Here is a 22,915-nt window from a genome sequence, read left to right as displayed (position 1 = left end):
TAGTGTGCCGGCCCTTCCCGGCTGGTCGAGGCGATTCCGATGAGGAAGCCACGCAACCGTCGCAAGCGGAAGGCCCGGGCGTGTTGATCGACTATCGCCACGCCGCGACGCCGGACGACTTCGATGCCCACCTGTGCATCGTGGGTGCCGGACCCGCCGGCATCGCCATCGCGCGCCACTACCTCGACACGGCGGTCCGTGTCTGCCTGCTGGTGGGCGGCGGCATGGCCGGCGATGCCGAGACCCAGGACCTCTACGCGGGCGATTCGATCGGTAATCCGCAACTGGATCCCGCCGCCAGCCGCCTGCGCGCATTCGGTGGCAGTACCAATGCCTGGGGCGGCGGTTGCATCCCGTTGAGCCGGATGGATCTCGCCGCGCGTGATTGGGTGCCGCACAGCGGCTGGCCGATCTCCTATGCCGAACTGGAACCCCATTACGCCCGCGCGCGCGATCTGCTTGCCATCGACGGGCACGACTTCGAGGCGGGCGGTTTCCTGAGCGCACCGGCGCGGCGCCCGCCCAGTTTCAAGGGCGATCGCCTGGTCAACCGCAATTTCGTGCTCAGTCCGGTATTTTTCGGGCAAGCCTATCGCGCCGAACTGGAGCGCGCGCCCAACATCCAGGTGGTACTGCACGCCAACGTGCTGGAACTGCTGTCCGATGCAGGTGGCGAGCACGTGCATGCCGCCCGCATCGGCTCACTGCAAGGCAAGCGCGGCCAGGTGCGCGCGCATCGCTACGTGTTGGCCTGCGGCGGCATCGAGAACGCGCGCCTGCTGCTGTTGTCGAACTCGTCCGTGCCGCATGGGCTGGGCAACGAACAGGACCTGGTCGGACGCTACTTCATGGATCACCCGCGTGGCCGGCTGGGCACGCTGCATGCGCGCGCGGTCACCCCGCTTACCCGTCCCTACGATCGTTCCGGGGGCAAGGGGCCCACGCCGGTATTCCCCGAACTGTGCCTGTCCGAGGACGCGATGCGTGCCCATCGCATGCTCAGCGGACGCGTGCGGCCGGTGGCGGTGGAAGGCCAGGTGCCGCGCGGCATCCACGCGGCGCGGCGATTGCGTTCGGCGCTGCGCAAACCACGTCCCGACGAGGGAGGTTCGCTGGAAGGCCAGATGTCGCAGGCGCTGCGCTTCGGCAGCGGCAACGAGGCACCGCCGCCTCCTCAGGAGAACCTCGCCCGCCTCGCCCTGCAACTGGCGCCAGGCATGGGCGATCTGGCGCGCGGCATGTTCAACCGGCTGACCGATCGCCCGATCGTTCCGCCCGACCATGTCGATGTCGTCGGCTATTTCGAACAGGCGCCCAATCCCGACAGCCGGGTGCGCCTGGGCGACGATCTGGACCCGCTCGGTCAACGCCGCGTGCGCGTGGACTGGCGGCTGACGCCGCTCGACTGGCACACCTACCGGACCGCCACGCACCTGTTCGGCGAGGAACTGGCGCGGGCCTGCGGCGGACGTTTCCAGGCCGACGCCTGGCTGCACGACGAACGCGCGCCGCAGTTGCAGGGCACCGCCCACCACATGGGCACCACCCGCATGGCCGACGACCCCGCCGATGGCGTGGTCGATCGGAACCTGCGCGTGCATGGCGTGGACAATCTGCACGTCGCCGGCAGTTCGGTGTTTCCGACCGGTGGCTGGGCCTTTCCCACCTTCACCCTGGTCGCGCTCAGCATGCGCCTGGCCGAACACCTGCGCGACTGCCTGTTCCTGCTGTAGCCGTCCGACCCGTACTCAGAAGGTGATCGGCACGCGCGCGGTGAAGCTCACATCCGGCGTGTCCCGGGTCAGTCCAGCGCCCAGCGCGACATTGAGCGAAACCCTGTCGCTGAAGCGATAGGTGCCGCCGAGCAGCAACGTGGCCAGGGTCACCCGCACCGCGCCGGCCACGTCGCGTCCGTTCTGCTGGGTCTTGCCGACCACGTTCATGTCGTAACCGATACTGATGGCGGCTTTCTCGTTGAGCGCCAGGCCCATGCCCAGGTTGAAACCGATGATGTCGCCGGCTTCGATGTCGCCCAGCGGCTCGCGCTGTCCGTCGACGAGCAGGCGCGAGACATTGCGCCGCTTGAAATTGTGCAGGTAGCTCAAGCTGCCGAAGAACACCACCGGGTCCGAGGGATACAGCCAGGTCACGCCCGGCTGCAGCGCTTCGAAACCGCTGCCGGTGGGAAGCTCCAGCGGCAGGCCGGTGCCGGTGGTGTTGCCCACGCAACGGGTCACGCAATCGGTGACCACGTCGAACAGGTCCTTGCCGGTGCGACTTTTGTAGCGCAGCCAGCCGATGTAGAACGCCTTGTCCGGGCCACCGCGGTTGATCTGGTAGCGCGCGGTCAGTTCGGCATCGCCGATGCCATTGCCGCTGGCGTTGAACACGCGGTCCTGCGCCGATCCGGTGAAGATTTCGCGACTGACGGTGTCGCCGTCGAGGTAGACATACGGCAGCTTGGCTTCCAGCTCGAAGCGCCGGTTGAGGCCGTAGCGTCCGGTCAGGGTCGCCACCGCGGTGGTGGTCTTGACCTGGCGCACGTCGATCAGCCCGATCAGGATCGCGGGAATCACGGTGTAACCGACCAGCGCGACGCGATCGTTCGCCGAATAGCCGTACTGCAGGGAGGGTTCCAGCACGAACTTTCCGGGCGGCGTCAGCACGCCGGGCTGGTCGAAGATCTGCGCCACCTCCGGCGGACGCGAATCGGATTCGGGGGCCTGCCCCACCGGCTGCGGGGCGGGCCGCGCGGCCGGGGTGGCCTGCGCCGGCGCGCTCTGCGCGGCGAGCAACGGTGCCTGTCCGAGCACCGGCATCACCGCCGGCGCGGGGGCGCCGCGCGCACGCGCGTTCGCAAGGACTTCCTCGTTGAGCGCCGACTGCAATTGAGCCAGCGCCTGCTGCTGTTGCTCCAGCGCCCGCCGGGTCTGCTCCAGCTGGCGCGTCTGTTCGTTGATCTGGCGTTGCAGGCCATCCAGCCGCTCCTCGCCATCGCCGGGTGGTTGCGCGCCCGCGACGGGAGCTTCCTGCGCCCAGGCCGTACCGCCCGTCAACGCGAGGACCAGGGCGAGAACCAGCGGTTTGCGGCGAGCATTCGACGTCCGCTTCATCGGGTGTCTCCTTGGCGATGGTGGTTTCAGCGCGTACCGGCCGTGCCGTTGAGGGCGTCCTGCAGTGCTCCCCCGGCGTTGATGCCCTGGAAGGCACCCAGCACCGGGCTGTCGATCTCAAGGCGGGTGATGGTGGTGATGCGCTGGTCATCCAGGGTGTTCTGGATCACCACGCCGCCGGGCAGGCGCATCGGCTCGAAACGGTTGCCGTCGCCGCGCTGGATCACGATGCCCTGGCTGAACTCGCCCAACGCGCGCGCCTCCTCCGCACTGAGCCGCGACAGATCGGCCACCCGCACCGCGGTGCTGGCCGCCAGTTCACCGTTGACGTACACCACCCGCTCGATACCGAACGACAGGGTCGCGCCGGACGGCAACTGGAAGCCGCCGCGCATGCCGTCCAGCCGCGCCGGATCGATCGGTGTCCACTCGGCGCCCAAGCCGTTCCCGTCGTCGCCGCGCGCGCCCAGCGGCGCGGCCGCCGCGGGCAGCAGCAGGGCCAGCGCGAGCAGGCTCGAAAACAATGCTCTGTCCATGTCAGATGTCTCCCGGACCGCGTCGTGGCACCGCGATGCCGCGCAGGCCATCGCGCTGGATACCGATATCCAGCGGGGCCGGCGGGGCCGTGCGCCAGTCGCGTTCCTGGTTGAAGCGCGCCTGCGCGCGCCGGTTGTGGATGACGAACAGCACGCGGTTGTCCCACAGCGCCTCGAACCGCGACTTGGGCATCGCCCGCGTGCCGCGTGCCGGATCACCCAGCAGCACGCGTCCGTTCTTCAATCCCTTGACCACCACGAAATGGCGATAGCCGCGATCGTTCAACAGCACGATTGCCGGCACGCCTTCCTCCTGCAGTTTCTCCAGCGGCAGTTCGAAGCCGTCCGCCTCGAATCCCTGCGACTGCAGATAGCGGCGCATGTCCAGCAGCGAGAAGCCCTCCTTGCGGATGCGCGCCTGGTCGCCGTAGGTGTACATGCGCACGAACACATCCTGTTCGCTGACCGCATGGCCATACTGGAACGTCAGCAGGGTCGCGGTCGCCGCCGAACCGCAACTGAAATCGAACTGCTGGGGGATGGTGGTGCGGAAGCGGGCTTCCTTCAGGCTGGTCACCCGCACCTGGTACGCACCACCTGGCGCGCGCACGTCCATGTCCGCCGCGGCCGCCGGCACGCCGCCACAAGCCAATGCGGCGATGGCCAGCGCCACGGCGGCCCGGGCGGCGTTCACCGCGCGGGATCCGCGAAATTCACGGTCACCACCATCGCGTTCTGGATGAGCACGTTGGTGCCGGTGTTCTGGATGACCGTGTTGATGCCGTTGGCATTGTCGAAGGCGCCCTGGGTGATGGTGTTTCCACCGCTGTCGATGTGATGCGCGGTGTTGCCGTCGACGGTGCCGTCGACATCGATGACGACCACGCTGCCGTGGTCATCCTCGCCACCGCGCATCCCGGCCAGTCGCGCCACGTCCACCGGTGCGCCGATGTCACTGACCGGACGCGGTTTCACCACCAGCCAACTCGCCGGCGGATCGATGGCCGAGACCGGAATTTCCGGCATCGCCGGGGCGGTTCCGGTTGCAGGGGCGACGGGTTCATCCGCCGCGGCCCTGCCGCTTCCTCCGGCGAAAAGCGCGAACAACACGAACAGCAAGGCGGGTGCGGCGCGCTGGCGCCGCACGAAGCGATATCGGGTCTGCATGGTCATGCTCCCTTGCCATGCGTTCCATCCAGGCACGCCCTTGCCACGCGCCCCCTGTCGATCCCGCCGCGGGGGCGGCGGGATCGTCCTGCGCATGGCACGCGGAGCCGCCGAAGCGGCCCCGGCGCGCCCGGGGAGCGCTTACGGACCTACGGTCAGGTTGGCCTGCACGGTGATGCCCTGCTGGATCAGCGACGCGACGCCGCTGTTCTGCGCAGCCACCATCACACCGGCGGCCGATTGGCCGACGCTGCTCATGGTGTTGGACATGTTGAAGGTGCCCGCGTCGTTGGCGACGGAGCCACCCATGCCGCCGGCACCGCCGGTCGCACCGTTGCCGACGCCGCCGTTGCCGACACCGCCGTTGCCATCGCCGCCCGTGCCGCCTTCGGCACCGACCGCGCCCATCGCGCCGTCGCCGGCGGTGGCGTCGCCATTGCTGGCCGTGGACGAAGCGCTGCCATTGGTGGCGTCGCCGTTGGTGGCCGAGCCGCCCGCACCGCCGTCACCCGCGGTCGCGGTCAGGCTGCCGCCCGCGCCACCGGTCGCGGTGCCGTCGCCGCCGGTACCGGTGGCCGAACCACCCGTACCCGCGCCCGCCGTCGCGCTGCTGGATCCACCCGTCGCGGTCGCACCACCGGAGGTGCCGTCGCCGCCGGTCGCCGTGCTGGTGCCACCCGTGGCCGCACCCGCGCCGCGCTCGCGCACGCGTCCGGCATTGGAGCTGGCATCGCCACCCGCCGCGCCATCGGCCGCGAGCGTGTCGCCGCTGCCGCTGGCGGCATCGCCGCCCCAGCCGCCGCTGGCGCCACCGCCCCAGCCACCGGCCGCACCGGCATCTCCGCCACGGCCGCCGCGGTTGTGATCGGCGCGTCCGCCGTTGCCGCCATTGCCGGCCACCGCGTCACCGACCGACGCGCCGCCGTTGCTGACATCGCCGGCGCTGGCGCTGCCGTTGATGGCATCGCCACCGCTGCCGCCGCTGCCGCCGGCACCGCCGTTGCCGCCGCGTCCGCCGTTGCCTTCACCGCCATAACCGTCACCACCGTAACCGGCGCCACCGCGTCCGCCACTTCCACCGTTGGCATCGCCCCAGTTCTTGGCGACGTTGCCGATGTCATGCACGGTCACCCCGCTGACGGAGCCGATGAGCTTGGTTTCGGCCACCGCCTTGCTGTGGTTGAACGCGTTGGAGAAAGTGGCGGTCGCCGTCCCGCCATTGTTGGCGGCGGCCGTGCCGTAGCCATCGGCATACGCCACGCCGTCGTTGTTGCGATTGTCGCCGTCGTGGGTGCTGCTGTCGGTGGCGTCGAAGTCCACCGCGACGAGCGTATCGGCCCCAGGTCCGTTTTCCGTGTTGGTTGCCTGTGCGAAAGCCTGTCCCGTGAGACCAAGTCCGAGTAACACTGCAGATGCAATGAGAGTCTTACGCGTGCACATGATTTATCTCCTGAGTCGTTCTGGCGCCCAGGGGAGGCGCTAAAAAACGACGTTGGTCACGCTCACATAGGAAACGTTAGTCAGCCGGGGGGCATTTGTTAGGGTTTCGTTAACCGTCATGCCGCTCGTCTGCCGCCGAATACGCCCCCTGGCGCGCCGACAATCGGTTGCCGGATCAAGCCGATAGGCGCCGTTCTTGCGTATCGTCCGAAGTCTTCGACGGACCTCGGCGGCGATGCTAGGCTGTGCGCCCCGGGAGATGGCATGCCTCCCCGAACCGCCGGCGCGCCGGCTGATGATGCCTACCGAAACCCGCAATCCGGGGCGGTGGGCATGCGCCATCGCTCCCTTTCTGGAGAAGTCGGCGATGCATTCCTTCCTGGCCGTTGCAGTGGGCGCCGCGCTCGGCGCGTGGGCGCGTTGGGGCCTGAGCGTCTGGCTCAATCCGCAGCATGCGCAGATGCCGCTCGGCACGCTCGCCGCCAACCTGATCGGCGGCTACGCGATCGGCGTGGCGATGGGCTGGCTGGCCCACCATCCGGCGCTGGCGCCGGAATGGCGCCTGTTCGTGATCACCGGCCTGCTCGGTGGACTGACCACCTTCTCCAGTTTTTCCGCCGAAGCCATGCAGCTGATCCTGCGGTTGCAGTACGGCTGGGCGTTCGCCCTCATCGCCGTGCACGTGCTGGGTTCGTTGCTGATGACCGGCCTGGGGTTGGTGACGGTGCGGGTGCTGCGCGGCGTGACGGGTTGATTCCCCACATCCGGACAATGCATTCCCGCCCGCTTACTTGCGGGGTTTGCCCGCCCTCGCCTCGCGCCTGGCCTCGCGCAGGCGATCGAGTTTTTCCTTGAGCTTGATTTCCAGCCCGCGTTCGACCGGTTCGTAGTACACGCGCTCCCCCATCGCATCGGGAAACGCGGTCTGGTCCAGCGCGATGCCGCCTTCGGCATCGTGGTCGTACTGGTAGCCGCCGCCGTAGCCAAGCTGCTTCATCAGTTTGGTCGGGGCGTTGCGCAGGTGCAGCGGCACCTCCTGGGTGCCGTGTTCGCGCACGTCCTGCCTGGCCATCCCGAAGGCCTTGTAGCCGGCATTCGATTTGGCCGTGCTGGCCAGGTAGATCGCTACCTGCGCCAGCGCCAGATCGCCTTCCGGACTGCCCAATCGCTCGTAGGTGTCCCAGGCATCCACCGCCATCTGCAGCGCGCGCGGATCCGCCAGGCCGATGTCCTCCACCGCCATCCGGGTCAACCGCCGCGCCAGATAGACCGGGTCGCAACCACCGTCCAGCATCCGCGCCAGCCAGTACAGCGCGCCATCCGGATTGGAACTGCGGATGGATTTGTGCAGTGCCGAGATCTGGTCGTAGAACTGCTCGCCACCCTTGTCGAAACGGCGCGTGCGATCGGCCAGCACCTGCTGCAGGGTCTGCGGGGTGATGGTGTTGTCCTCGCCCGTCGCCAGTTCGGCGGCGATCTCCAGCAGGGTCAGCGCGCGGCGCACGTCGCCATCGGCGGCGCCGGCGATTTCACCCAGCGCCTCATCGCTGGCCTGCAGGTCCTGCCCGCCCAGGCCGCGTTCCCCGTCATCCACCGCCCGGCGCAGCGCGTGGCGGATGTCATCGGCCGAGACCGCCTCCATCACGTGCACGCGGCAGCGCGAGAGCAATGCCGAGTTCAGTTCGAAGGACGGGTTCTCGGTGGTCGCGCCGACGAACAGGATGGTGCCGCGCTCGATGTGCGGCAGGAACGCGTCCTGCTGGCCCTTGTTGAAGCGGTGCACCTCGTCCACGAACAGCACGGTGCGCCGTCCTTCGGCGAAACGCTGCGCCGCCTCGGCCAGCACCGCACGCACGTCCGGCAACCCGGACAGCACAGCGGAAATGGCCTGGAACTCGGCATCGGCGTACTGCGCCAGCAGCAGCGCCAGGGTGGTCTTGCCGCAGCCCGGCGGTCCCCACAGGATCATCGAATGCACGCGCCCGGACTCGACCGCGCGGCGCAGCGCGCTGCCGGGCGCGAGCAGCCGGCGCTGCCCGACCATCTCGTCCAGGGTGCGTGGCCGCATGCGTTCGGCCAGCGGCCGCATCGCCGAGCGATCGACGCTCAGCAGATCCGCTTCCTGCGGGAACGGATTTCGTGTTTTCGGGGATCGTGCCACCCGCCGATTCTACCGTCCGCGCGGCGCATTCGCGCCGTTGAATCGGCCGGTGAAAATGAAAGGACCGGATTCCCGATGGGAACCCGGTCCTGGATGGTCCGGCGGATGCGTGCTTGCGGTAGCGGCTCAGGAACCGCCAACGACGTCCACGCCCGGACCCGGCGCGTACTTGAAGGTGCCGCCGGGGAACGACGGATTGCGCTTCCAGCCACTGAACTTGATGGTGGTGCGCTGGCCGACCGCGTCGATCACTTCCATCTGCGCCAGGCCCTTCCCATCAAAACCCAGCCGCGCGGACTGGAAGTTGGCGTCGCCTTCGCGCTTGGGGGTCAGGGTCAGCCATTCCAGGCCGCCCTGGTTGCCGGTTTCCTTGACGTTGAACTGCTGGTCCAGCTTGCCGGGATCGATCAGCGCCGACAGCGGGCTGTTCTGCTCCTCGATGCCCTGCTCGCGCACGGTGGCCTGCTTCAGATCCGGATCGTAGACCCACACCTGCTTGCCGTCGGCGACGATCAACTGCTCGTAGGGCTTGTTGTATTCCCAGCGGAACAGGCGCGGCGCGGACAGCGCGACGCGGCCATTGGAGGTTTCCTTGAGCTTGCCGCCGCCGTCATGGACCTGCTGGACGAACTGGCCGTCCAGGCCCTTGAGTCCGGTGGTGAAGGCCTTGAGCTGGTCGCGGGCGCCGGCGAAGGCGTTGCCGGCGAACAGCGCGGCGGCGATGAGGACGGCGGGACGGGCGATTCGAATCATGGCGTCTGCAAGGTCTGGGGTTCGGATTCGGCGCCGAGTGTGCCCCGGCGAGTCTGAATGAGGCGCATCGCGTTGGCCCGGATTCCGCACGCCATGAACCGGCGTTCAGGCTGCCGGCGCGCGAAGGTTTCCCGGCGCATCAACGGGGCGGCGGCGGCGCCAGCACCTGGCGATCGCCGTTGTGTTCCGGTGGCGACACCACCCCGGCCGCCTCCATCGCCTCGATCAGGCGGGCGGCGCGGTTGTAACCGATCTTCAGCCGGCGCTGCACGCCGGAGATGGACGCGCGCCGGCTCTCGGTGACGATGCGCACCGCCTCGTCGTAGAGCGGGTCGCTCTCGTCGCCGCCACCGCTGCTGGTTTCCGGCAGGCCGGTCGGTCCGACCACCACGCCATCGCCCATCGTCTGGATCTCCTCCAGCACGCCCTCGATGTAGTCGGCGGTGCCGGTGGCCTTGAGGTGCTCGACGACGCGGTGCACCTCGTCGTCGCTGACGAAGGCGCCGTGGATGCGCTCGGGCATCGCGGTGCCCGGCGGCAGGTACAGCATGTCGCCGTGGCCCAGCAGGGTCTCCGCGCCGGACTGGTCCAGGATGGTGCGCGAGTCGATTTTCGAGCTGACCTGGAACGCGATGCGGGTCGGGATGTTGGCCTTGATCAGGCCGGTGATCACGTCCACCGACGGACGCTGGGTGGCCAGGATCAAGTGGATGCCGGCGGCGCGCGCCTTCTGCGCCAGGCGGGCGATCAGTTCCTCGACCTTCTTGCCGACGATCATCATCATGTCGGCGAATTCGTCGATGAAGATGACGATGAACGGCAGCGGTTCCAGCGGGCGCGGCGCCTCCTCCAGATCCGGATTGGGCTTGAACAGCGGATCCATCAACGGCTGGCCGGCGTCCTGCGCGTCCTTGACCTTCTTGTTGAAGCCGGCCAGGTTGCGCACGCCCACCGCGCTCATCAGCTTGTAGCGGCGCTCCATCTCCGCCACGCACCAGCGCAGGCCGTTGGCGGCCTCCTTCATGTCGGTGACCACCGGCGCCAGCAGGTGCGGGATGCCCTGGTAGACGCTGAGTTCCAGCATCTTCGGGTCGATCATCAGCATCCGCAGTTCTTTCGGCGAGGCCTTGTACAGCAGGCTCAGCACCATCGCGTTGACCGCCACCGACTTGCCCGAGCCGGTGGTGCCGGCGACCAGCAGGTGCGGCATGCGCGCCAGGTCGGCCACGGTCGGGCGGCCGGCGATGTCCTTGCCCAGCGCCAGGGTCAGCGCGCTGCCGGACTTGTCGTATTCCTTCGAACGCAGCAGCTCGCTGAGGAAGATCATCTCGCGGCTGGTGTTGGGGATTTCCAGGCCGATCACCGACTTGCCCGGAATCACGTCGACCACGCGTACCGACTTCACGCTCAGGCCGCGAGCGATGTCCTTGTCCAGCGAACTGATCTGACTGACCTTCACGCCCGGCGCCGGTTCCATCTCGAAGCGGGTGATCACCGGGCCCGGATAGGCGCCGACCACCTGCGCGTCGATGCGGAAGTCCTTGAGCTTGAATTCGATCTGGCGCGACAGGGTTTCCAGGGTTTCCTCGGAATAGCCCTTGGTCTGCGGCTTGGGATCGTCCAGCAGCGACAACGGCGGCAAGCCGGAGGCGTCCCCGCCCGTACCATGGAACAGCGGGATCTGCTGCTCGCGCTTGGCCCGCTCGCTCTTCTCGATCACCGGTGCCGGCGGCGGTTCGATCTTCACCGGCTCGCGCTTGGCGCGCAGCACCGCGTCGGCGCGGCGCACTTCCTCGCGCTCTTCGCGCATCACCCGGGTCTGCTGCCATTCGGCGGCCTGCTGGCTGCCCTTGCGGAACATGCCCGGCAGCGCCAGCACGCCCTTGCCGATGCGCTCCATCACCGCGAACCAGGACAGGCCGGTGGCCAGGGTCACCGAGACCAGGAACAGCGCCAGCAGAAACAGGTTGCCGCCCAATCCACCGAAGCCGCTGAGCAGCGACTTGCCGACCAGGGTGCCGAGGATGCCGCCCGGCCCGTCGGAGAAATGCTGGGCCGGCACCCCGCGCAGGAACAGCAGGCCGGTGGAGGAAATCAGGAAGCCGACCATGCCGACCAGCCGCAGCGCCGGCCCCAGATCCGCTTCGCCGTCACCATCGGTGTCCATGCCGAACAACGCGATCCAGGCGACCGCGCCGAGGATCACCGGCAGCAGGAACGCGACATAACCGCACAACGACAGTAGCAGCGCCGACAGCCATGCGCCGACCTTGCCGCCCCAGTTCTGGATCGGCGCGGTGACGCTGCCCGCCTGCGACCAGCTGGGATCGTCCGGCGAATACGAGAACAGGCTGGCGAAGAGATAGAGCAGCAGCGGCGCGATCACGATCAACGCGAGATCGCGCCACAGGCGTTGCCGGCGCGGATTCGCCGTCGCGGTTGCCTGCTTGCGCGCGGCCGCGTTGGCGCCCTTGCCCTTGCCGTTTTCGGATGCTGGTTTCGCCACCTTTCGATGAGACCTTAGGAATATGCCATTAGTCTTTGATAATAAACGAAACATTGGCAGATTTCAGCCCTCGGAATCACGCCGTCTCGGCGTCCGGCCCGGGAAAGCCCGCAGAAAAAAAGGCGCTACCGTGGCGCCCTGTCGCTGATCGCCAGCCTGTCGCCGGGCCGTGGCCCGCGTGCCGCTCGCGTGTTGTTGCGCATCACCGCATTCCATCCGCGCGCCTTGATCGAACCTGATCACACCCGCACTCTATGTCGCCTGCGACGGCGTGCCAGCCGTTGCAATCGCAAGGCCAATCCACCTTCTCCGCGAGTATACATGAGCACTTCGAAGCACTGCCGCCTGTTGATCCTGGGCTCCGGCCCGGCCGGCTGGACCGCCGCCGTCTACGCGGCCCGCGCCAACCTCAAGCCCGTCGTCATCACCGGTCTGCAGCAGGGCGGCCAGCTGATGACCACCACCGAGGTGGACAACTGGCCCGGCGACGCCCACGGCCTGATGGGTCCGGACCTGATGGCGCGCATGCAGGCCCACGCCGAGCGCTTCGACACCGAAGTCATCTTCGACCACATCCACACCGCCGACCTGGGCCAGCGTCCGTTCAAGCTCATCGGCGACAACGGCGAATACACCGCCGACGCGCTCATCCTGGCCACCGGCGCCACCGCCAAGTACCTGGGCCTGCCTTCGGAAGAGGCCTTCAAGGGCCGCGGCGTGTCCGCCTGCGCCACCTGCGACGGCTTCTTCTACCGCGACCAGGACGTGGCCGTGGTCGGCGGCGGCAACACCGCCGTCGAGGAAGCCCTGTACCTGGCCAACATCGCCCGCAAGGTCTACCTGGTGCATCGCCGCGACACCCTGCGCGCGGAGAAAATCATGCAGGACAAGCTGTTCGCCAAAATCCAGGCCGGCAAGATTGAGCCGGTCTGGCACCACACCGTGGACGAGGTGCTGGGCAACGAGGCCGGCGTGACCGGCCTGCGGGTCAAGTCGGTGCAGGACGGCAGCACCCGCGACCTGGACGTGCACGGCTTCTTCGTGGCGATCGGCCACACCCCCAACACCAGCCTGTTCGAGGGCCAGTTGGGGATGAACAACGGCTACCTGACCATCAAGTCGGGGCTGGACGGCGGCGCCACCGCCACCACCGTGCCGGGCGTGTTCGCCGCCGGCGACGTGGCCGACCAGCACTACCGCCAGGCGATCACCTCGGCCGGCTTCGGCTGCATGGCCGCGCTGGACGCCGAGCGGTTCCTCGACAAGGACGCCTGATGCTGCGCATCAGCGCGGACCCGGCGGAGCTGGATTTCGAACGGGTCCACGCGTTCCTGCGCGATTCCTACTGGGCGGCGGGCATTCCCGCCGCCACCCTGCGCCGTGCGCTGGATCACTCGATCTGCTATTGCGGTTTCCTCGACGGCTCGCAGATCGCCTTCGCGCGCGCGGTGACCGATCAGGCTACCTTCGCGTACCTCGCCGACGTGTTCGTCGACGAGGCCCATCGCGGCCAGGGTCATGGCCGCGCCATCGTGCGCGCGCTGCTGGATGATCCGCGCCTGCAAGGGCTGCGCCGGCTGCATCTGGTCACCCGCGACATGCAGCCGCTGTACGCCGGATTCGGATTCGAGGCGCTGAGCCAGCCGGAGCGGCACATGCAGAAGCACGATCCGGACGTCTACCGCGGCGGCTGAAACCGTGTCCGCCCCTCCCCGTCTCCGCCTGCTCGAGGATCTGTCGGCGATTCCCGCCGCCGCGTGGGACGCGCTGCACGATGGCCGCAATCCGTTCGTCTCGCACGCATTTCTGGCCGGGCTGGAACGGCACGGCTGCGTGCGCGCGGACTGGGGCTGGACGCCACGCCACGCGACGCTGTGGGAAGGCGACACGCTGGTCGCGGCGGCACCGGCGTACCTGAAGGACAATTCGCACGGCGAATTCGTGTTCGATCATGCCTGGGCACAGGCGTACGCGCGCTATGGACGCGATTACTTCCCAAAGTGGCTGTGCGCGGTGCCCTATTCGCCCGTGACCGGCCCGCGCCTGCTGGCGCCCACCGCCGCCTCGCGCCGGCAATTGATCGACGCACTGGCCGAACGCGCGGACGAGGACGGGCTGTCCTCGGTGCATGTCAATTTCCATCCGCAGGCGGAAGACGCCGCGTTCGACCCGACCTGGCTGTCCCGCACCGACGTGCAGTACCACTGGCGCAACGACGCCGGCTGGACGGATTTCGACGCCTTCCTGGCCGCCTTCGACCACAAGCACCGCAAGAACATCCGCCAGGAGCGCGCGCGGGTCGCGCGTGCCGGCGTGACCTTCCGGACCGTCCATGGCGGCGATGCCAATGACGCCGAGCTGGACGCCATGTTCGGCTTCTACCTGCAGACCTTCCACGACTACGGCAATTCGCCCGCGCTGACCGGCGAGTTCTTCCACCATCTGGCCCGGGCCCTGCCACGCCAACTGGTGCTGTTCCTGGCCGAACGCGACGGCGAAGCCATCGCCGGTGCGCTGTGCCTGCGCGGCGGCGACACCCTGTACGGGCGCTACTGGGGCTGCCGCCAGAACCTGCCGGGCCTGCATTTCGAGACCTGCTACTACCAGGGCATCGAATACTGCCTGCGCGAGGGCCTGCGGGTGTTCGAACCCGGCGCGCAGGGCGAGCACAAGATCGCGCGCGGCTTCCTGCCGGTGTTCGTGCGCAGCCGCCACCGCATCGCCGATCCCGCGTTCGCCGAGGCGCTGGGCCGCTGGTGCGAGGAGGAAACCCTGGCGGTGCGCCGTTACGCCGCCACCCTGGGCGCGCATTCGCCATTCAAGGCCAGCGCGCGCTGAACCCGACCACGTGGCGACATGCCGCGCCCGATGCCGATAATGTCGCGATGAGCCAGCGTCCCTTCCTGCTCGCGCCCGAACCCGATGCGCCGTTTCCGCCCGCGGAGCTCGCCCTGCGCCAACCCGACGGCCTGCTGGCGGTCGGCGGCGACCTGACTTTGCCGCGGCTGCTCAACGCCTACCGCGGCGGCATCTTTCCCTGGTTCTCGGAGGGCCAGCCGCTGCTGTGGTGGTCGCCGGACCCGCGCATGGTTTTCCGCACCGACCGGCTGCATCTCGCCTCGCGGTTCCGGCGCGGTCTGCGCCGCTCGACCTGGCGGGTCCGCGCCGATACCGCCTTCGAGTCGGTGATCGCCGAGTGCGCCACCCGTCCGCGTCCGGGCCAGGACGGCACCTGGATCACTCCATCCATGCAGGACGCCTACGTGGCCCTGCACCGGGCGGGCCATGCGCATTCCATCGAGGTGTTCGACGGCGCCCGCCTGGTCGGTGGCCTGTACGGGGTGGCCATCGGCCGGATGTTCTTCGGCGAGAGCATGTTCAGCGCGGACAGCGGCGGCTCCAAGGTCGCCATCGCCGCACTTGCCCATACCCTGCACGGTTGGGGCTGGCCGCTGATCGATGCACAGGTGGAGAACCCCCACCTGTTGAGCCTGGGCGCCGAGCGTCTCCCGCGCGCCGGGTTCCTGCACCAGATCCGCGGCCTGGTGGACCAGCCCGAGCCGACGGCGGCCTGGACCACTCGCTTTGGCGAGTTTCCCGCCGCCCGAATGGCGGACGCCACCGGGCATTAACGGTATTTTTGCGCGCGGCGCCTCAGCGGCGTACAATGGCGGACTTTATCGCCCTGGCCGTCTCCGGCCGCACAGCACAGGTCTGCATGTCGAAAGACGACTCCATCGAATTTGAAGGCACCGTTACCGAAACGCTGCCCAACACCATGTTCCGGGTCAAGCTGGAAAACGGGCATGAAATCATCGCCCACATTTCCGGTCGCATGCGCAAGAACTACATCCGCATCCTGACCGGCGACAAGGTCAAGGTCGAAATGACCCCCTATGACCTGACCAAGGGTCGCATCACGTATCGCATGAAGTAATTACGATAAGCTTTTGATTAAAAAGGGCGCCTTTGGCGCCCTTTTTGTTTTTGACGTCTGGCGCATCGGCGGCGGCCCGGTCCCCCGCCCCGCACCCGGCAACAAAAAAGCCGGAGCGTGGCCGCTCCGGCTTCGAACGAGCCATCCCGTCACCGGGACGGACTCCGGCCTCAGACCGTCACCGGCAACAGCTTCTCCGGTTCGGCCTGGGTTTCCACCACCAGTTCGCCGTCGCGCACGTCGATGCTGACCCGGCCGCCGTTGATCAGCTTGCCGAACAACAGTTCGTCCGCCAGCGGGCGCTTGACCTTGTCCTGGATCAGGCGCGCCATCGGGCGCGCGCCCATCAGCGGATCGAAACCGTGCTGGGCCAGCCAGTCGCGCGCCGCCGGCGTCGCCGACAGGCTGACGTGCTTCTCCTGCAGCAACATCTCCAGTTCGATCAGGAACTTGTCCACCACCCGCAGGATGTGGTCGAAGCCCAGCGCCTGGAACTGCACCACCGCGTCGAGGCGGTTGCGGAATTCCGGGGTGAAGCTGCGGCGGATGACCTCCATCGCGTCGGTCGAATGATCCTGCTGGGTGAAGCCGATCGAACGCCGCGAGGCCTGGGTCGCGCCGGCGTTGGTGGTCATCACCAGGATCACGTTCTTGAAGTTGGCCTCGCGGCCGTTGGTGTCGGTGAGCACGCCGCGATCCATCACCTGCAACAGGATGTTGAAGATGTCCGGATGCGCCTTCTCGACCTCGTCCAGCAGCAGCACGCAGTGCGGGGTCTTGACGATCTTCTCGGTCAGCAGGCCGCCCTGGTCGAAACCGACATAACCCGGGGGCGCGCCGATCAGGCGGCTCACCGAATGCGGTTCCATGTACTCGGACATGTCGAAGCGGACCAGCTCGATGCCCAGTTGCAGCGCCAGTTGCTTGGTCACCTCGGTCTTGCCCACGCCGGTGGGACCGGAGAACAAGAAATTGCCGATCGGCTTGTCCGGATTGCCCAGCCCCGAACGGGCCAGCTTGATCGCCGACGCCAGGGTCTCGATGGCCGGATCCTGACCGAAGATCACCATCTTCAGGTTGCGCTCCAGGTGCTGCAGCACGTCCTTGTCGGACGAGGTGACCTGCTTGGCCGGGATGCGCGCCATCTTCGCCACGATGGTCTCGATTTCCTCGATGTCGATCAGATCCTTGCGCTGGCCTTCCGGCAGCAGCCGCTGGCGGGCGCCGGCCTCGTCGATCACGTCGATGGCCTTGTCCGGCAGCAGGCGGTCGCCGATGTGCTTGACCGACAGATCCACCGCGGCCTGCAGCGCCTCGTCGGCGTAGGTGACGCCATGATGGGCCTCGTAGCGGGGCTTCAGGCCCTGCAGGATCTGGAACGCCTCGCCCACGGTCGGCTCGACGATGTCGATCTTCTGGAAGCGCCGCGCCAATGCGCGATCCTTCTCGAAGATGCCGCGGTATTCCTGGAACGTGGTCGAACCGATGCAGCGCAGTTCGCCCGACGCCAGCGCCGGCTTGATCAGGTTGCTGGCATCCATGGTGCCGCCGCTGGCCGAACCGGCGCCGATGATCGTGTGGATCTCGTCGATGAACAGGATTGCGCCGGGAATCTTGCGGATCGCCGCCAACACACCCTTCAGGCGCTTCTCGAAATCACCGCGGTACTTGGTCCCGGCGACCAGTGCGCCCAGGTCCAGCGAGTAGATGGTGGCGTCCAGCAGGACCTCCGGCACCTCGCCGTCCACGATGCGCTTGGCCAGGCCCTCGGCCAGGGCGGTCTTGCCCACGCCGGCCTCGCCCACGTAGAGCGGATTGTTCTTGCGGCGGCGGCACAGCACCTGGATGGTCCGCTCGATCTCGTCGGCGCGCCCGACCAGCGGATCGATCTTGCCCTGCCGGGCCAGGTCGTTGAGGTTGCTGGCGAACTCGGTCAGGGCATCGCCCTTGCCGTCGCCCTCGCCGGCCTCGGTCTTGCCGCCCTCGCCCTCGTGGGCGCCCTGGGCCTCGCCGTCCTCGCCCTGCTTGGCGATGCCGTGGGACAGGTAATTCACCACATCCAGGCGGGTGACGTCCTGCTGGTTGAGGAAATAGACCGCGTGCGAGTCCTTCTCGCCGAAGATCGCCACCAGCACGTTGGCGCCGGTGACCTCCTTCTTGCCCGAGGACTGCACGTGGTAGACCGCGCGCTGGAGCACCCGCTGGAAGCCTAGGGTGGGCTGGGTGTCGCGGCCGTCATCCTCGGCCAGGCGGGACACCGAGGCCTCGATGGCCTGTTCCAGTTCCTGCTGCAGGCGGCCGGAATCGGCGCCACACGCCTTCAGCACCGCCTGCGCGGACGGGTTCTCCAACAGCGAGAGCAGCAGGTGCTCCACCGTCATGAACTCGTGCCGTGCTTCGCGGGCGCGCTTGTAGCACTGGCCGATGGTTTGCTCGAGATCTTTGCTGAACATGGTCGCCTCCGGGGCCGATGCCGACAATATGCGGCCTGAGGGGTGGATTTCCATCACCCATCCGGATTTCAGTGTTCAGGAATCGTTGCCTTGCAAGGGCCGGCGGCGCCCAAACATCAAAACCTCAGGACTTCTCCATCGTGCACAGCAGCGGGTGCTGGTTCACCCGCGAAAATTCGTTGACCTGGGCCACCTTGGATTCTGCCACCTCGCGGGTGTAGACCCCGCAGACGGCGCGGCCCCGGGTGTGGACGTGCAGCATGATCTGGGTGGCCTTTTCCAGGTCCATGCCGAAGAACTGTTGCAGGACCACCACGACGAAATCCATCGGGGTGTAATCATCATTGAGCAACACCACCTGGTAGAGCGGCGGCGGCGCCACCTCCGGTTTTCCGGTTTCCACCAGGACGGCGTGGTCGCGTTCGTTTTCATGCTTGCGGGACATGTGGCAATTATACGGATTGGACGCCCAACGAGCTTGCACGCACAATTAACCCCTTTCCCCCAATGGACTGCCCGCTGATGAAATACGCCGCCCTTGCCCTCGTCCTCGCCGCCGTCGCGGGCCTGCCCGCCGCGCACGCCGCCGATGCCGATCCGGCCATCGCCAAGCAACTCAAGGGGCTCGGCTACGAGTACGAGGTGGACGAGGATGGCGACTACAAGCTGCTGATGGCCACCGGCGACAACGACGAGCGCAGCCAGATCGTCTATATCCGCTCGACCGTGGAGACCTACGGCAAGCACCGGGTCCGCGAGCTGTGGTCGTATGCCTACCAGTCGCCGAGCGAATCGCTGCCGGCGGTGGTCGCCAACCGCCTGCTGGACGCTTCCAACGCGCTGATCCTCGGTTCCTGGGTCAAGCAGGATCGCAGCGCCGTCTACGTGGTCAAGCTGCCGGCCGACGCCAGCACCGAACTGCTGGAAGACGCCATTTCCGCCGCCGCCGTTTCGGCCGACGCGATGGAAGTCGAACTGGCCGAAGATCCGGCTTCCGACGACTATTGATTCCAGGATGCGCCCATGAGCTATCGCGAAGGCCGATTCTGGCAACCCGACGTGACCGTCGCCACCATCGTGGTGCGTGACGGCCGCCTGCTCATGGTCGAGGAACGCGCCCAGGGCCGGCTGGTGTTCAACCAGCCCGCCGGCCACCTGGAACCGGACGAGACCCTGCTCGACGCCGCCCTGCGAGAGACCCGCGAGGAAACCGGCTGGGACGTGCACCTGACCGCGTTCGTCGGCGCCTATCAGTGGAAGGCCACCGAAACCGACCGCCACTACCTGCGCTTCGCCTTCGCCGCCGAGCCGGTGCGCCACGATCCGGAGCGCGCGCTGGACGAAGGCATCGTCCAGACCCACTGGCTGACCCCGGCCGAGCTGCAACAGGCGCAGGCGCGCCATCGCAGTCCGCTGGTGTGGCAGGCGGTCGAGGATTACCTGGGCGGCCGCCGCTACCCGCTGGACATGCTCCACCACCTGGCATGAGCACGCCGCGCGTCATCGTCGGGGTCTCGGGCGGGGTCGACTCGTCGGTGGCGGCGCTGCGCCTGGTCCAGACCGGTGAATCCGTGGCCGGACTGTTCATGCAGAACTGGGCCGACGACGGCAGCGGCGAATGCCGGGCCGAGGATGATCGCCGCGACGCGGTGGCCGTGTGCGGCCGGCTCGGGATTCCGTTTCATTTCCGCGATTTCTCCGCCGAGTACTGGCAGGGCGTGTTCGAACATTTCCTCGCCGAATACGCCGCCGGCCGCACGCCCAATCCGGATGTGCTGTGCAACCGCGAGGTCAAGTTCAAGCATTTCCTCGATGCCGCGCGCGAACTGGGCGCCGAGAAGATCGCCACCGGCCACTACGCGCGCATCGGTTTCCATGGCGGACGTTGGCAGTTGCTGCGCGGCATCGACCGCGGCAAGGATCAGAGCTACTTCCTGCACCAGTTGGGCCAGGAACAGTTGTCGGCGACCCTGTTCCCGATCGGGGAAATGCAGAAGCAGGATCTGCGCGCGGTCGCACGCGAGGCCGGCCTGCCGACCCACGACAAGAAGGATTCCACCGGCATCTGCTTCATCGGCGAGCGCGATTTCCGCGAGTTCCTCGGCCGCTACCTGCCCGCCCGCCGCGGCGAGATGCGGGATCCGCAGGGGCAGCGCATCGGCGAGCATCCGGGGGTGTTCTATTTCACCCTCGGCCAGCGCGAGGGCCTGCAGATCGGCGGCGTGCGCGGGCGTCCCGCCGCGCCCTGGTACGTGGTCGGCAAGGACGTGGCCAACAACATCCTGTACGTGGACCAGGACACCCTGAGTCCCTACCTGCAATCGAACCGGCTGTGGTCCGAGCCGGCCCACTGGACCACCGGCAGTGCGCCGTCCACGCGCTTCGAGTGCACCGCGCAGACACGCTACCGCCAGGCCGACGAGCCCTGCTCGGTGACGGTCGCCGACGATGGCCGGCTGGAGGTCGCGTTCGCGCGGCCGCAGCGTGCGGTCACGCCCGGCCAGTCGGTGGTGCTGTATGACGGCGACGTCTGCCTCGGCGGCGCGGTCATCGCCGCCACCGACGCCCCCCTGGAACGAAGAATCGCGGAGCAAGCGGCTTGAGCAACCAGTTTTCCGAACGTGTCCTGGCCCTGGCCGGACTGGCGCAGGCGCTGCACCAGGTCCGCCGCATCGCCGAGACCGGCCATTCCGAAGCCGCCGTGGTGCAGACCGCACTGGACAGCGTGTTCCGCCTGGACGCCGTCGACACGGCGGGCGTGTTTGGCCGCGCCTCCGAACTGAATCCCGGCCTGCGCCTGCTGCGCGGTTACCTGACCGGCGAGAACAAGGAAGACACCCTGCCCCGCCTGGGCATGGCGGTGCTGCAGCTGGAGCGTCGCTTCATCCGCCGCAACGATCTGATCGATGCGATCGGACAGGGCGTGGAGAAGCTGTCCCCGCAATCCGGCCAGCTCGGCAGCACCCACCCGGAAGTGATCGCCGCGCTCGGCAACCTCTACGCCGAAACCCTCAGCCAGTTGCGCCCGCGGGTGATGGTCCAGGGCAATCCGCATTACCTCGGCCAGCCCGGCGTGGTCGCCGAAATCCGCGCGATCCTGCTGGCGGCGGTGCGCGCGGCGGTGCTGTGGCGGCAACTGGGCGGCAGCTACTGGGACTTCCTGTTCTCGCGCCGCGCGATGGCCGCGGCCGTCGACGGCTGGTTGAACTGAGGGCTGGTTGAACGGGGCAGGCCGCCGGCTCAACCGGCGCAGGTGGCCCGCCGGTTCCGTCCCGCGGCCGGCACGCCGAACAGCACCAGGCTGGCGAACGCGAGCAGGCACACGCTCAGCCCGCCATACAGGGTGATCCAGCCGAATCCGTGCGCCAGCGCGGCCGGCGCCGCCGCAATCCCGGCCACGTCACCCGCGGCGATCCGCTCGGCCAGCACGCGCAGGTTCGCCGCCTCGCCCGCGTCAGTGGGCATCCCTCCCAGGCCCGACTGCACGCCGCGCACCAGCAGCAGGCCCATCAGGGCGATGTTGACCGCCAGCGAGATCAGGCGCGCGCTCATGTCCAGGCCCGATGCCATGCCGGCGCGATCCGGCGATACCGAACCGGTGGTGGTGTTGGTGACCGGCGTGTTGGTGATGCCCAGGCCGATGCCGGCGACCAGTGCGCCCGGCAACACGCTCCACAGTCCCGGCTCGCTCGCGCCCACGCCCCAGTGCATCAGCAGGAAGCCGGCACCGATGGTGAACAATCCGCCCGGTATCACCAGGCCGGGCCGGTAACGCAGCGACAAGCGCTCGCCCACCGGCGGGAACACCAGCGCGGGCAAGGTATACGCCAGCAGCGCCACGCCCGAGGCCAATTCGCCCAGGCCAAGCACGCCATGGAAGTACAGCGGCAGGTACACCATCAGCGGCCAGAAACTGAAGTTCATGCCCATCGATCCCAGCAGAGCGCCCGAAAACTCGCGGTTGCGCAGCACCGAGAAGTCGAACATCGGATGCGGCACCCGCCGCTCCACCACGATGAACATCGCCAGGAAGAACACGGTCGCCGCCAGCACGCCCAGCGATGCCGGTCGCGCGAATCCCATCTCGCCGCCCTGGGTCAGGTAGAACGCCAGGCCCAGCACTGCCAGCGACAGCGAAACCATCCCGGCCCAGTCGAGCCGGCGTGCCTGCGGATCCCGCGATTCCTCCACGCTCGTCAGCACAAGCAGCAGGGTCAGCGCGGCGATCGGCCCGTGCACCAGGAACACCCAGGTCCAGTCGGACACGGCCACGATCACGCCGCCGATCAGCGGTCCGAAGCCCAGCCCGAAACCGAATACCACGCCCCATGCCGCGAACGCCTTGCCGCGTTCGCGGCCATCACGGAACTGGTGCGAGAGGATCGCCAGCATGCAGATCAGCAGCACGCCGCCGCTCATGCCCTGCAGGGCGCGCGCGACGATCAACGTCGTCACGTCGCCCGCCAGTCCGCACATCACCGAGCTGGCACCGAACAACAGGCCGCTGATCAGGAACACCCGCCGGCGACCGAACCGGTCGGCCAGCGCGCCGGCCGCCATCAGTACCGTGGTGCTGGCGATGGTGTAGGCGTTCATTACCCACTGCATCTGGCGGAAATCGCCTCCCAGCACCCGCTCCAGGGTCGGCAGGATGACCGGCACGCTGGAGATTTCCAGGCCGAACATCAGCGAGGCGAGGCAGACGGCGAACAGCGCCGTCCTGTTCCGGGAAGACAGGGAAGCGGACATGGGGGCTCCAGTGGACAGGGCCGCGGGCAGCCTCCACAAAGGGAGGCGGAGCGGCCACTCGGGACGTGGAGCCATTGTCGGAAACCCCATTAAATGAGGG

22 protein-coding genes and 1 riboswitch are annotated in these 22,915 nt (G+C 67.9%); of the genes, 11 read left to right on the top strand and 11 right to left on the bottom strand.

Annotated elements, in window-relative coordinates; translation table 11 throughout:
• The first annotated feature begins 80 nt into the window (after window positions 1–80).
• On the top strand, window positions 81–1,733 hold the full coding sequence (locus ACTJI2_RS07450) for a GMC oxidoreductase (protein ID WP_318289023.1): 1,653 nt from the start codon (window positions 81–83) through the stop codon (window positions 1,731–1,733).
• Window positions 1,734–1,748: 15 nt separating this feature from the next.
• Here ACTJI2_RS07450 and ACTJI2_RS07445 read toward each other — a convergent pair whose 3' ends face one another.
• From ACTJI2_RS07445 to ACTJI2_RS07425, 5 genes are all read right to left on the bottom strand, one after another.
• Window positions 1,749–3,113, bottom strand: coding sequence for an acetate kinase (locus tag ACTJI2_RS07445; RefSeq protein WP_440841604.1), 1,365 nt, complete (start codon window positions 3,111–3,113; stop codon window positions 1,749–1,751).
• Between the two features lie 26 nt (window positions 3,114–3,139).
• The gene (locus ACTJI2_RS07440; protein ID WP_141452939.1) at window positions 3,140–3,649 is read right to left on the bottom strand and encodes a hypothetical protein; all 510 of its coding nucleotides are present in this window, start codon (window positions 3,647–3,649) and stop codon (window positions 3,140–3,142) included.
• A gap of 1 nt (window position 3,650) precedes the next feature.
• Window positions 3,651–4,343 (bottom strand): C39 family peptidase, encoded by a 693-nt coding sequence (locus ACTJI2_RS07435; protein ID WP_249887765.1) that lies wholly within the window; start codon window positions 4,341–4,343, stop codon window positions 3,651–3,653.
• Window positions 4,340–4,822, bottom strand: coding sequence for a hypothetical protein (locus ACTJI2_RS07430; protein WP_225562229.1), 483 nt, complete (start codon window positions 4,820–4,822; stop codon window positions 4,340–4,342). The genes ACTJI2_RS07435 and ACTJI2_RS07430 overlap by 4 nt, the downstream gene beginning before the upstream one ends.
• A gap of 135 nt (window positions 4,823–4,957) precedes the next feature.
• The gene (locus ACTJI2_RS07425) at window positions 4,958–6,136 is read right to left on the bottom strand and encodes a hypothetical protein (protein ID WP_218533993.1); all 1,179 of its coding nucleotides are present in this window, start codon (window positions 6,134–6,136) and stop codon (window positions 4,958–4,960) included.
• A 366-nt stretch (window positions 6,137–6,502) separates the two neighbouring features.
• A riboswitch (Fluoride riboswitch) is annotated at window positions 6,503–6,568 on the top strand.
• A gap of 55 nt (window positions 6,569–6,623) precedes the next feature.
• Here ACTJI2_RS07425 and crcB point away from each other — a divergent pair.
• The gene (crcB, locus tag ACTJI2_RS07420; RefSeq protein ID WP_318289017.1) at window positions 6,624–7,010 is read left to right on the top strand and encodes a fluoride efflux transporter CrcB; all 387 of its coding nucleotides are present in this window, start codon (window positions 6,624–6,626) and stop codon (window positions 7,008–7,010) included.
• 33 nt (window positions 7,011–7,043) lie between these two features.
• Here crcB and ACTJI2_RS07415 read toward each other — a convergent pair whose 3' ends face one another.
• The 3 genes from ACTJI2_RS07415 to ACTJI2_RS07405 form a co-directional block, all read right to left on the bottom strand.
• Window positions 7,044–8,345, bottom strand: a complete 1,302-nt coding sequence (locus ACTJI2_RS07415) for a replication-associated recombination protein A (RefSeq protein ID WP_183644648.1) — start codon at window positions 8,343–8,345, stop codon at window positions 7,044–7,046.
• Window positions 8,346–8,543: 198 nt separating this feature from the next.
• Window positions 8,544–9,170 (bottom strand): outer membrane lipoprotein chaperone LolA, encoded by a 627-nt coding sequence (gene lolA, locus ACTJI2_RS07410; RefSeq protein WP_183641475.1) that lies wholly within the window; start codon window positions 9,168–9,170, stop codon window positions 8,544–8,546.
• Window positions 9,171–9,309: 139 nt separating this feature from the next.
• Window positions 9,310–11,676, bottom strand: coding sequence for a DNA translocase FtsK (locus tag ACTJI2_RS07405; protein WP_318289015.1), 2,367 nt, complete (start codon window positions 11,674–11,676; stop codon window positions 9,310–9,312).
• Window positions 11,677–11,997: 321 nt separating this feature from the next.
• Here ACTJI2_RS07405 and trxB point away from each other — a divergent pair, with 321 nt between their 5' ends.
• The 5 genes from trxB to infA all read left to right on the top strand — a co-directional run bounded on the left by trxB (window position 11,998) and on the right by infA (window position 15,613).
• Entirely contained in the window at window positions 11,998–12,951 is a 954-nt protein-coding gene (trxB, locus tag ACTJI2_RS07400; RefSeq protein ID WP_141452944.1) for a thioredoxin-disulfide reductase, read from the top strand.
• Window positions 12,951–13,370 (top strand): GNAT family N-acetyltransferase, encoded by a 420-nt coding sequence (locus ACTJI2_RS07395; RefSeq protein WP_183641485.1) that lies wholly within the window; start codon window positions 12,951–12,953, stop codon window positions 13,368–13,370. The genes trxB and ACTJI2_RS07395 overlap by 1 nt, the downstream gene beginning before the upstream one ends.
• A gap of 4 nt (window positions 13,371–13,374) precedes the next feature.
• On the top strand, window positions 13,375–14,514 hold the full coding sequence (locus ACTJI2_RS07390; RefSeq protein ID WP_440841603.1) for a GNAT family N-acetyltransferase: 1,140 nt from the start codon (window positions 13,375–13,377) through the stop codon (window positions 14,512–14,514).
• A 47-nt stretch (window positions 14,515–14,561) separates the two neighbouring features.
• Window positions 14,562–15,308 carry a leucyl/phenylalanyl-tRNA--protein transferase gene (aat, locus tag ACTJI2_RS07385; protein ID WP_440841602.1) on the top strand — a complete coding sequence of 249 codons (747 nt, stop codon included), beginning with the start codon at window positions 14,562–14,564 and terminating at the stop codon, window positions 15,306–15,308.
• Between the two features lie 86 nt (window positions 15,309–15,394).
• Window positions 15,395–15,613, top strand: coding sequence for a translation initiation factor IF-1 (gene infA, locus ACTJI2_RS07380; RefSeq protein ID WP_079726088.1), 219 nt, complete (start codon window positions 15,395–15,397; stop codon window positions 15,611–15,613).
• Window positions 15,614–15,783: 170 nt separating this feature from the next.
• Here the strand turns inward: infA and clpA are convergent, their stop codons facing one another.
• On the bottom strand, window positions 15,784–18,066 hold the full coding sequence (gene clpA, locus ACTJI2_RS07375) for an ATP-dependent Clp protease ATP-binding subunit ClpA (RefSeq protein WP_183641491.1): 2,283 nt from the start codon (window positions 18,064–18,066) through the stop codon (window positions 15,784–15,786).
• A 124-nt stretch (window positions 18,067–18,190) separates the two neighbouring features.
• Complete coding sequence (gene clpS, locus ACTJI2_RS07370; protein WP_141452949.1) at window positions 18,191–18,511, bottom strand: ATP-dependent Clp protease adapter ClpS; 321 nt, start codon at window positions 18,509–18,511, stop codon at window positions 18,191–18,193.
• A gap of 77 nt (window positions 18,512–18,588) precedes the next feature.
• Between clpS and ACTJI2_RS07365 the strand changes: the two genes are divergently transcribed.
• The 4 genes from ACTJI2_RS07365 to hflD are packed head-to-tail and all read left to right on the top strand — an operon-like array spanning window position 18,589 to window position 21,277.
• Window positions 18,589–19,074 carry a hypothetical protein gene (locus ACTJI2_RS07365; RefSeq protein ID WP_183641493.1) on the top strand — a complete coding sequence of 162 codons (486 nt, stop codon included), beginning with the start codon at window positions 18,589–18,591 and terminating at the stop codon, window positions 19,072–19,074.
• Window positions 19,075–19,089: 15 nt separating this feature from the next.
• A complete protein-coding gene (locus ACTJI2_RS07360; protein ID WP_440841600.1) occupies window positions 19,090–19,554 on the top strand; it encodes an NUDIX hydrolase in 465 nt (154 codons plus the stop codon).
• Window positions 19,551–20,669: a tRNA 2-thiouridine(34) synthase MnmA gene (gene mnmA, locus ACTJI2_RS07355; RefSeq protein ID WP_440841599.1), complete on the top strand. Its 1,119-nt coding sequence runs from the start codon at window positions 19,551–19,553 to the stop codon at window positions 20,667–20,669. The genes ACTJI2_RS07360 and mnmA overlap by 4 nt, the downstream gene beginning before the upstream one ends.
• Window positions 20,666–21,277, top strand: coding sequence for a high frequency lysogenization protein HflD (hflD, locus tag ACTJI2_RS07350; RefSeq protein WP_183641499.1), 612 nt, complete (start codon window positions 20,666–20,668; stop codon window positions 21,275–21,277). Before mnmA ends, hflD begins: the two co-directional genes overlap by 4 nt.
• Window positions 21,278–21,306: 29 nt before the next feature.
• Here hflD and ACTJI2_RS07345 read toward each other — a convergent pair whose 3' ends face one another.
• Window positions 21,307–22,815, bottom strand: coding sequence for an MFS transporter (locus ACTJI2_RS07345; protein WP_440841598.1), 1,509 nt, complete (start codon window positions 22,813–22,815; stop codon window positions 21,307–21,309).
• Window positions 22,816–22,915 lie beyond the last annotated feature (100 nt).

Origin of the sequence: Pseudoxanthomonas sp. 22568 (assembly GCF_052044485.1) — a bacterium.
GTDB lineage: Bacteria > Pseudomonadota > Gammaproteobacteria > Xanthomonadales > Xanthomonadaceae > Pseudoxanthomonas_A > Pseudoxanthomonas_A beigongshangi.
Note: the sequence above shows the minus strand (reverse complement) of the source record. Positions and strands in the feature narration are given on the sequence as shown.

What these genes read in the sequence shown, in the direction of transcription:
- ACTJI2_RS07445 (WP_440841604.1), bottom strand. Translation starts at nt 3,113, where the DNA reads ATGAAGCGGACGTCGAATGCTCGCCGCAAACCGCTGGTTCTCGCCCTG.
- ACTJI2_RS07440 (WP_141452939.1), bottom strand. Translation starts at nt 3,649, where the DNA reads ATGGACAGAGCATTGTTTTCGAGCCTGCTCGCGCTGGCCCTGCTGCTG.
- ACTJI2_RS07430 (WP_225562229.1), bottom strand. Translation starts at nt 4,822, where the DNA reads ATGACCATGCAGACCCGATATCGCTTCGTGCGGCGCCAGCGCGCCGCA.
- crcB (WP_318289017.1), top strand. Translation starts at nt 6,624, where the DNA reads ATGCATTCCTTCCTGGCCGTTGCAGTGGGCGCCGCGCTCGGCGCGTGG.
- ACTJI2_RS07415 (WP_183644648.1), bottom strand. Translation starts at nt 8,345, where the DNA reads ATGCGGCCGCTGGCCGAACGCATGCGGCCACGCACCCTGGACGAGATG.
- lolA (WP_183641475.1), bottom strand. Translation starts at nt 9,170, where the DNA reads ATGATTCGAATCGCCCGTCCCGCCGTCCTCATCGCCGCCGCGCTGTTC.
- trxB (WP_141452944.1), top strand. Translation starts at nt 11,998, where the DNA reads ATGAGCACTTCGAAGCACTGCCGCCTGTTGATCCTGGGCTCCGGCCCG.
- ACTJI2_RS07395 (WP_183641485.1), top strand. Translation starts at nt 12,951, where the DNA reads ATGCTGCGCATCAGCGCGGACCCGGCGGAGCTGGATTTCGAACGGGTC.
- aat (WP_440841602.1), top strand. Translation starts at nt 14,562, where the DNA reads ATGAGCCAGCGTCCCTTCCTGCTCGCGCCCGAACCCGATGCGCCGTTT.
- infA (WP_079726088.1), top strand. Translation starts at nt 15,395, where the DNA reads ATGTCGAAAGACGACTCCATCGAATTTGAAGGCACCGTTACCGAAACG.
- clpA (WP_183641491.1), bottom strand. Translation starts at nt 18,066, where the DNA reads ATGTTCAGCAAAGATCTCGAGCAAACCATCGGCCAGTGCTACAAGCGC.
- clpS (WP_141452949.1), bottom strand. Translation starts at nt 18,511, where the DNA reads ATGTCCCGCAAGCATGAAAACGAACGCGACCACGCCGTCCTGGTGGAA.
- ACTJI2_RS07365 (WP_183641493.1), top strand. Translation starts at nt 18,589, where the DNA reads ATGAAATACGCCGCCCTTGCCCTCGTCCTCGCCGCCGTCGCGGGCCTG.
- ACTJI2_RS07360 (WP_440841600.1), top strand. Translation starts at nt 19,090, where the DNA reads ATGAGCTATCGCGAAGGCCGATTCTGGCAACCCGACGTGACCGTCGCC.
- mnmA (WP_440841599.1), top strand. Translation starts at nt 19,551, where the DNA reads ATGAGCACGCCGCGCGTCATCGTCGGGGTCTCGGGCGGGGTCGACTCG.
- ACTJI2_RS07345 (WP_440841598.1), bottom strand. Translation starts at nt 22,815, where the DNA reads ATGTCCGCTTCCCTGTCTTCCCGGAACAGGACGGCGCTGTTCGCCGTC.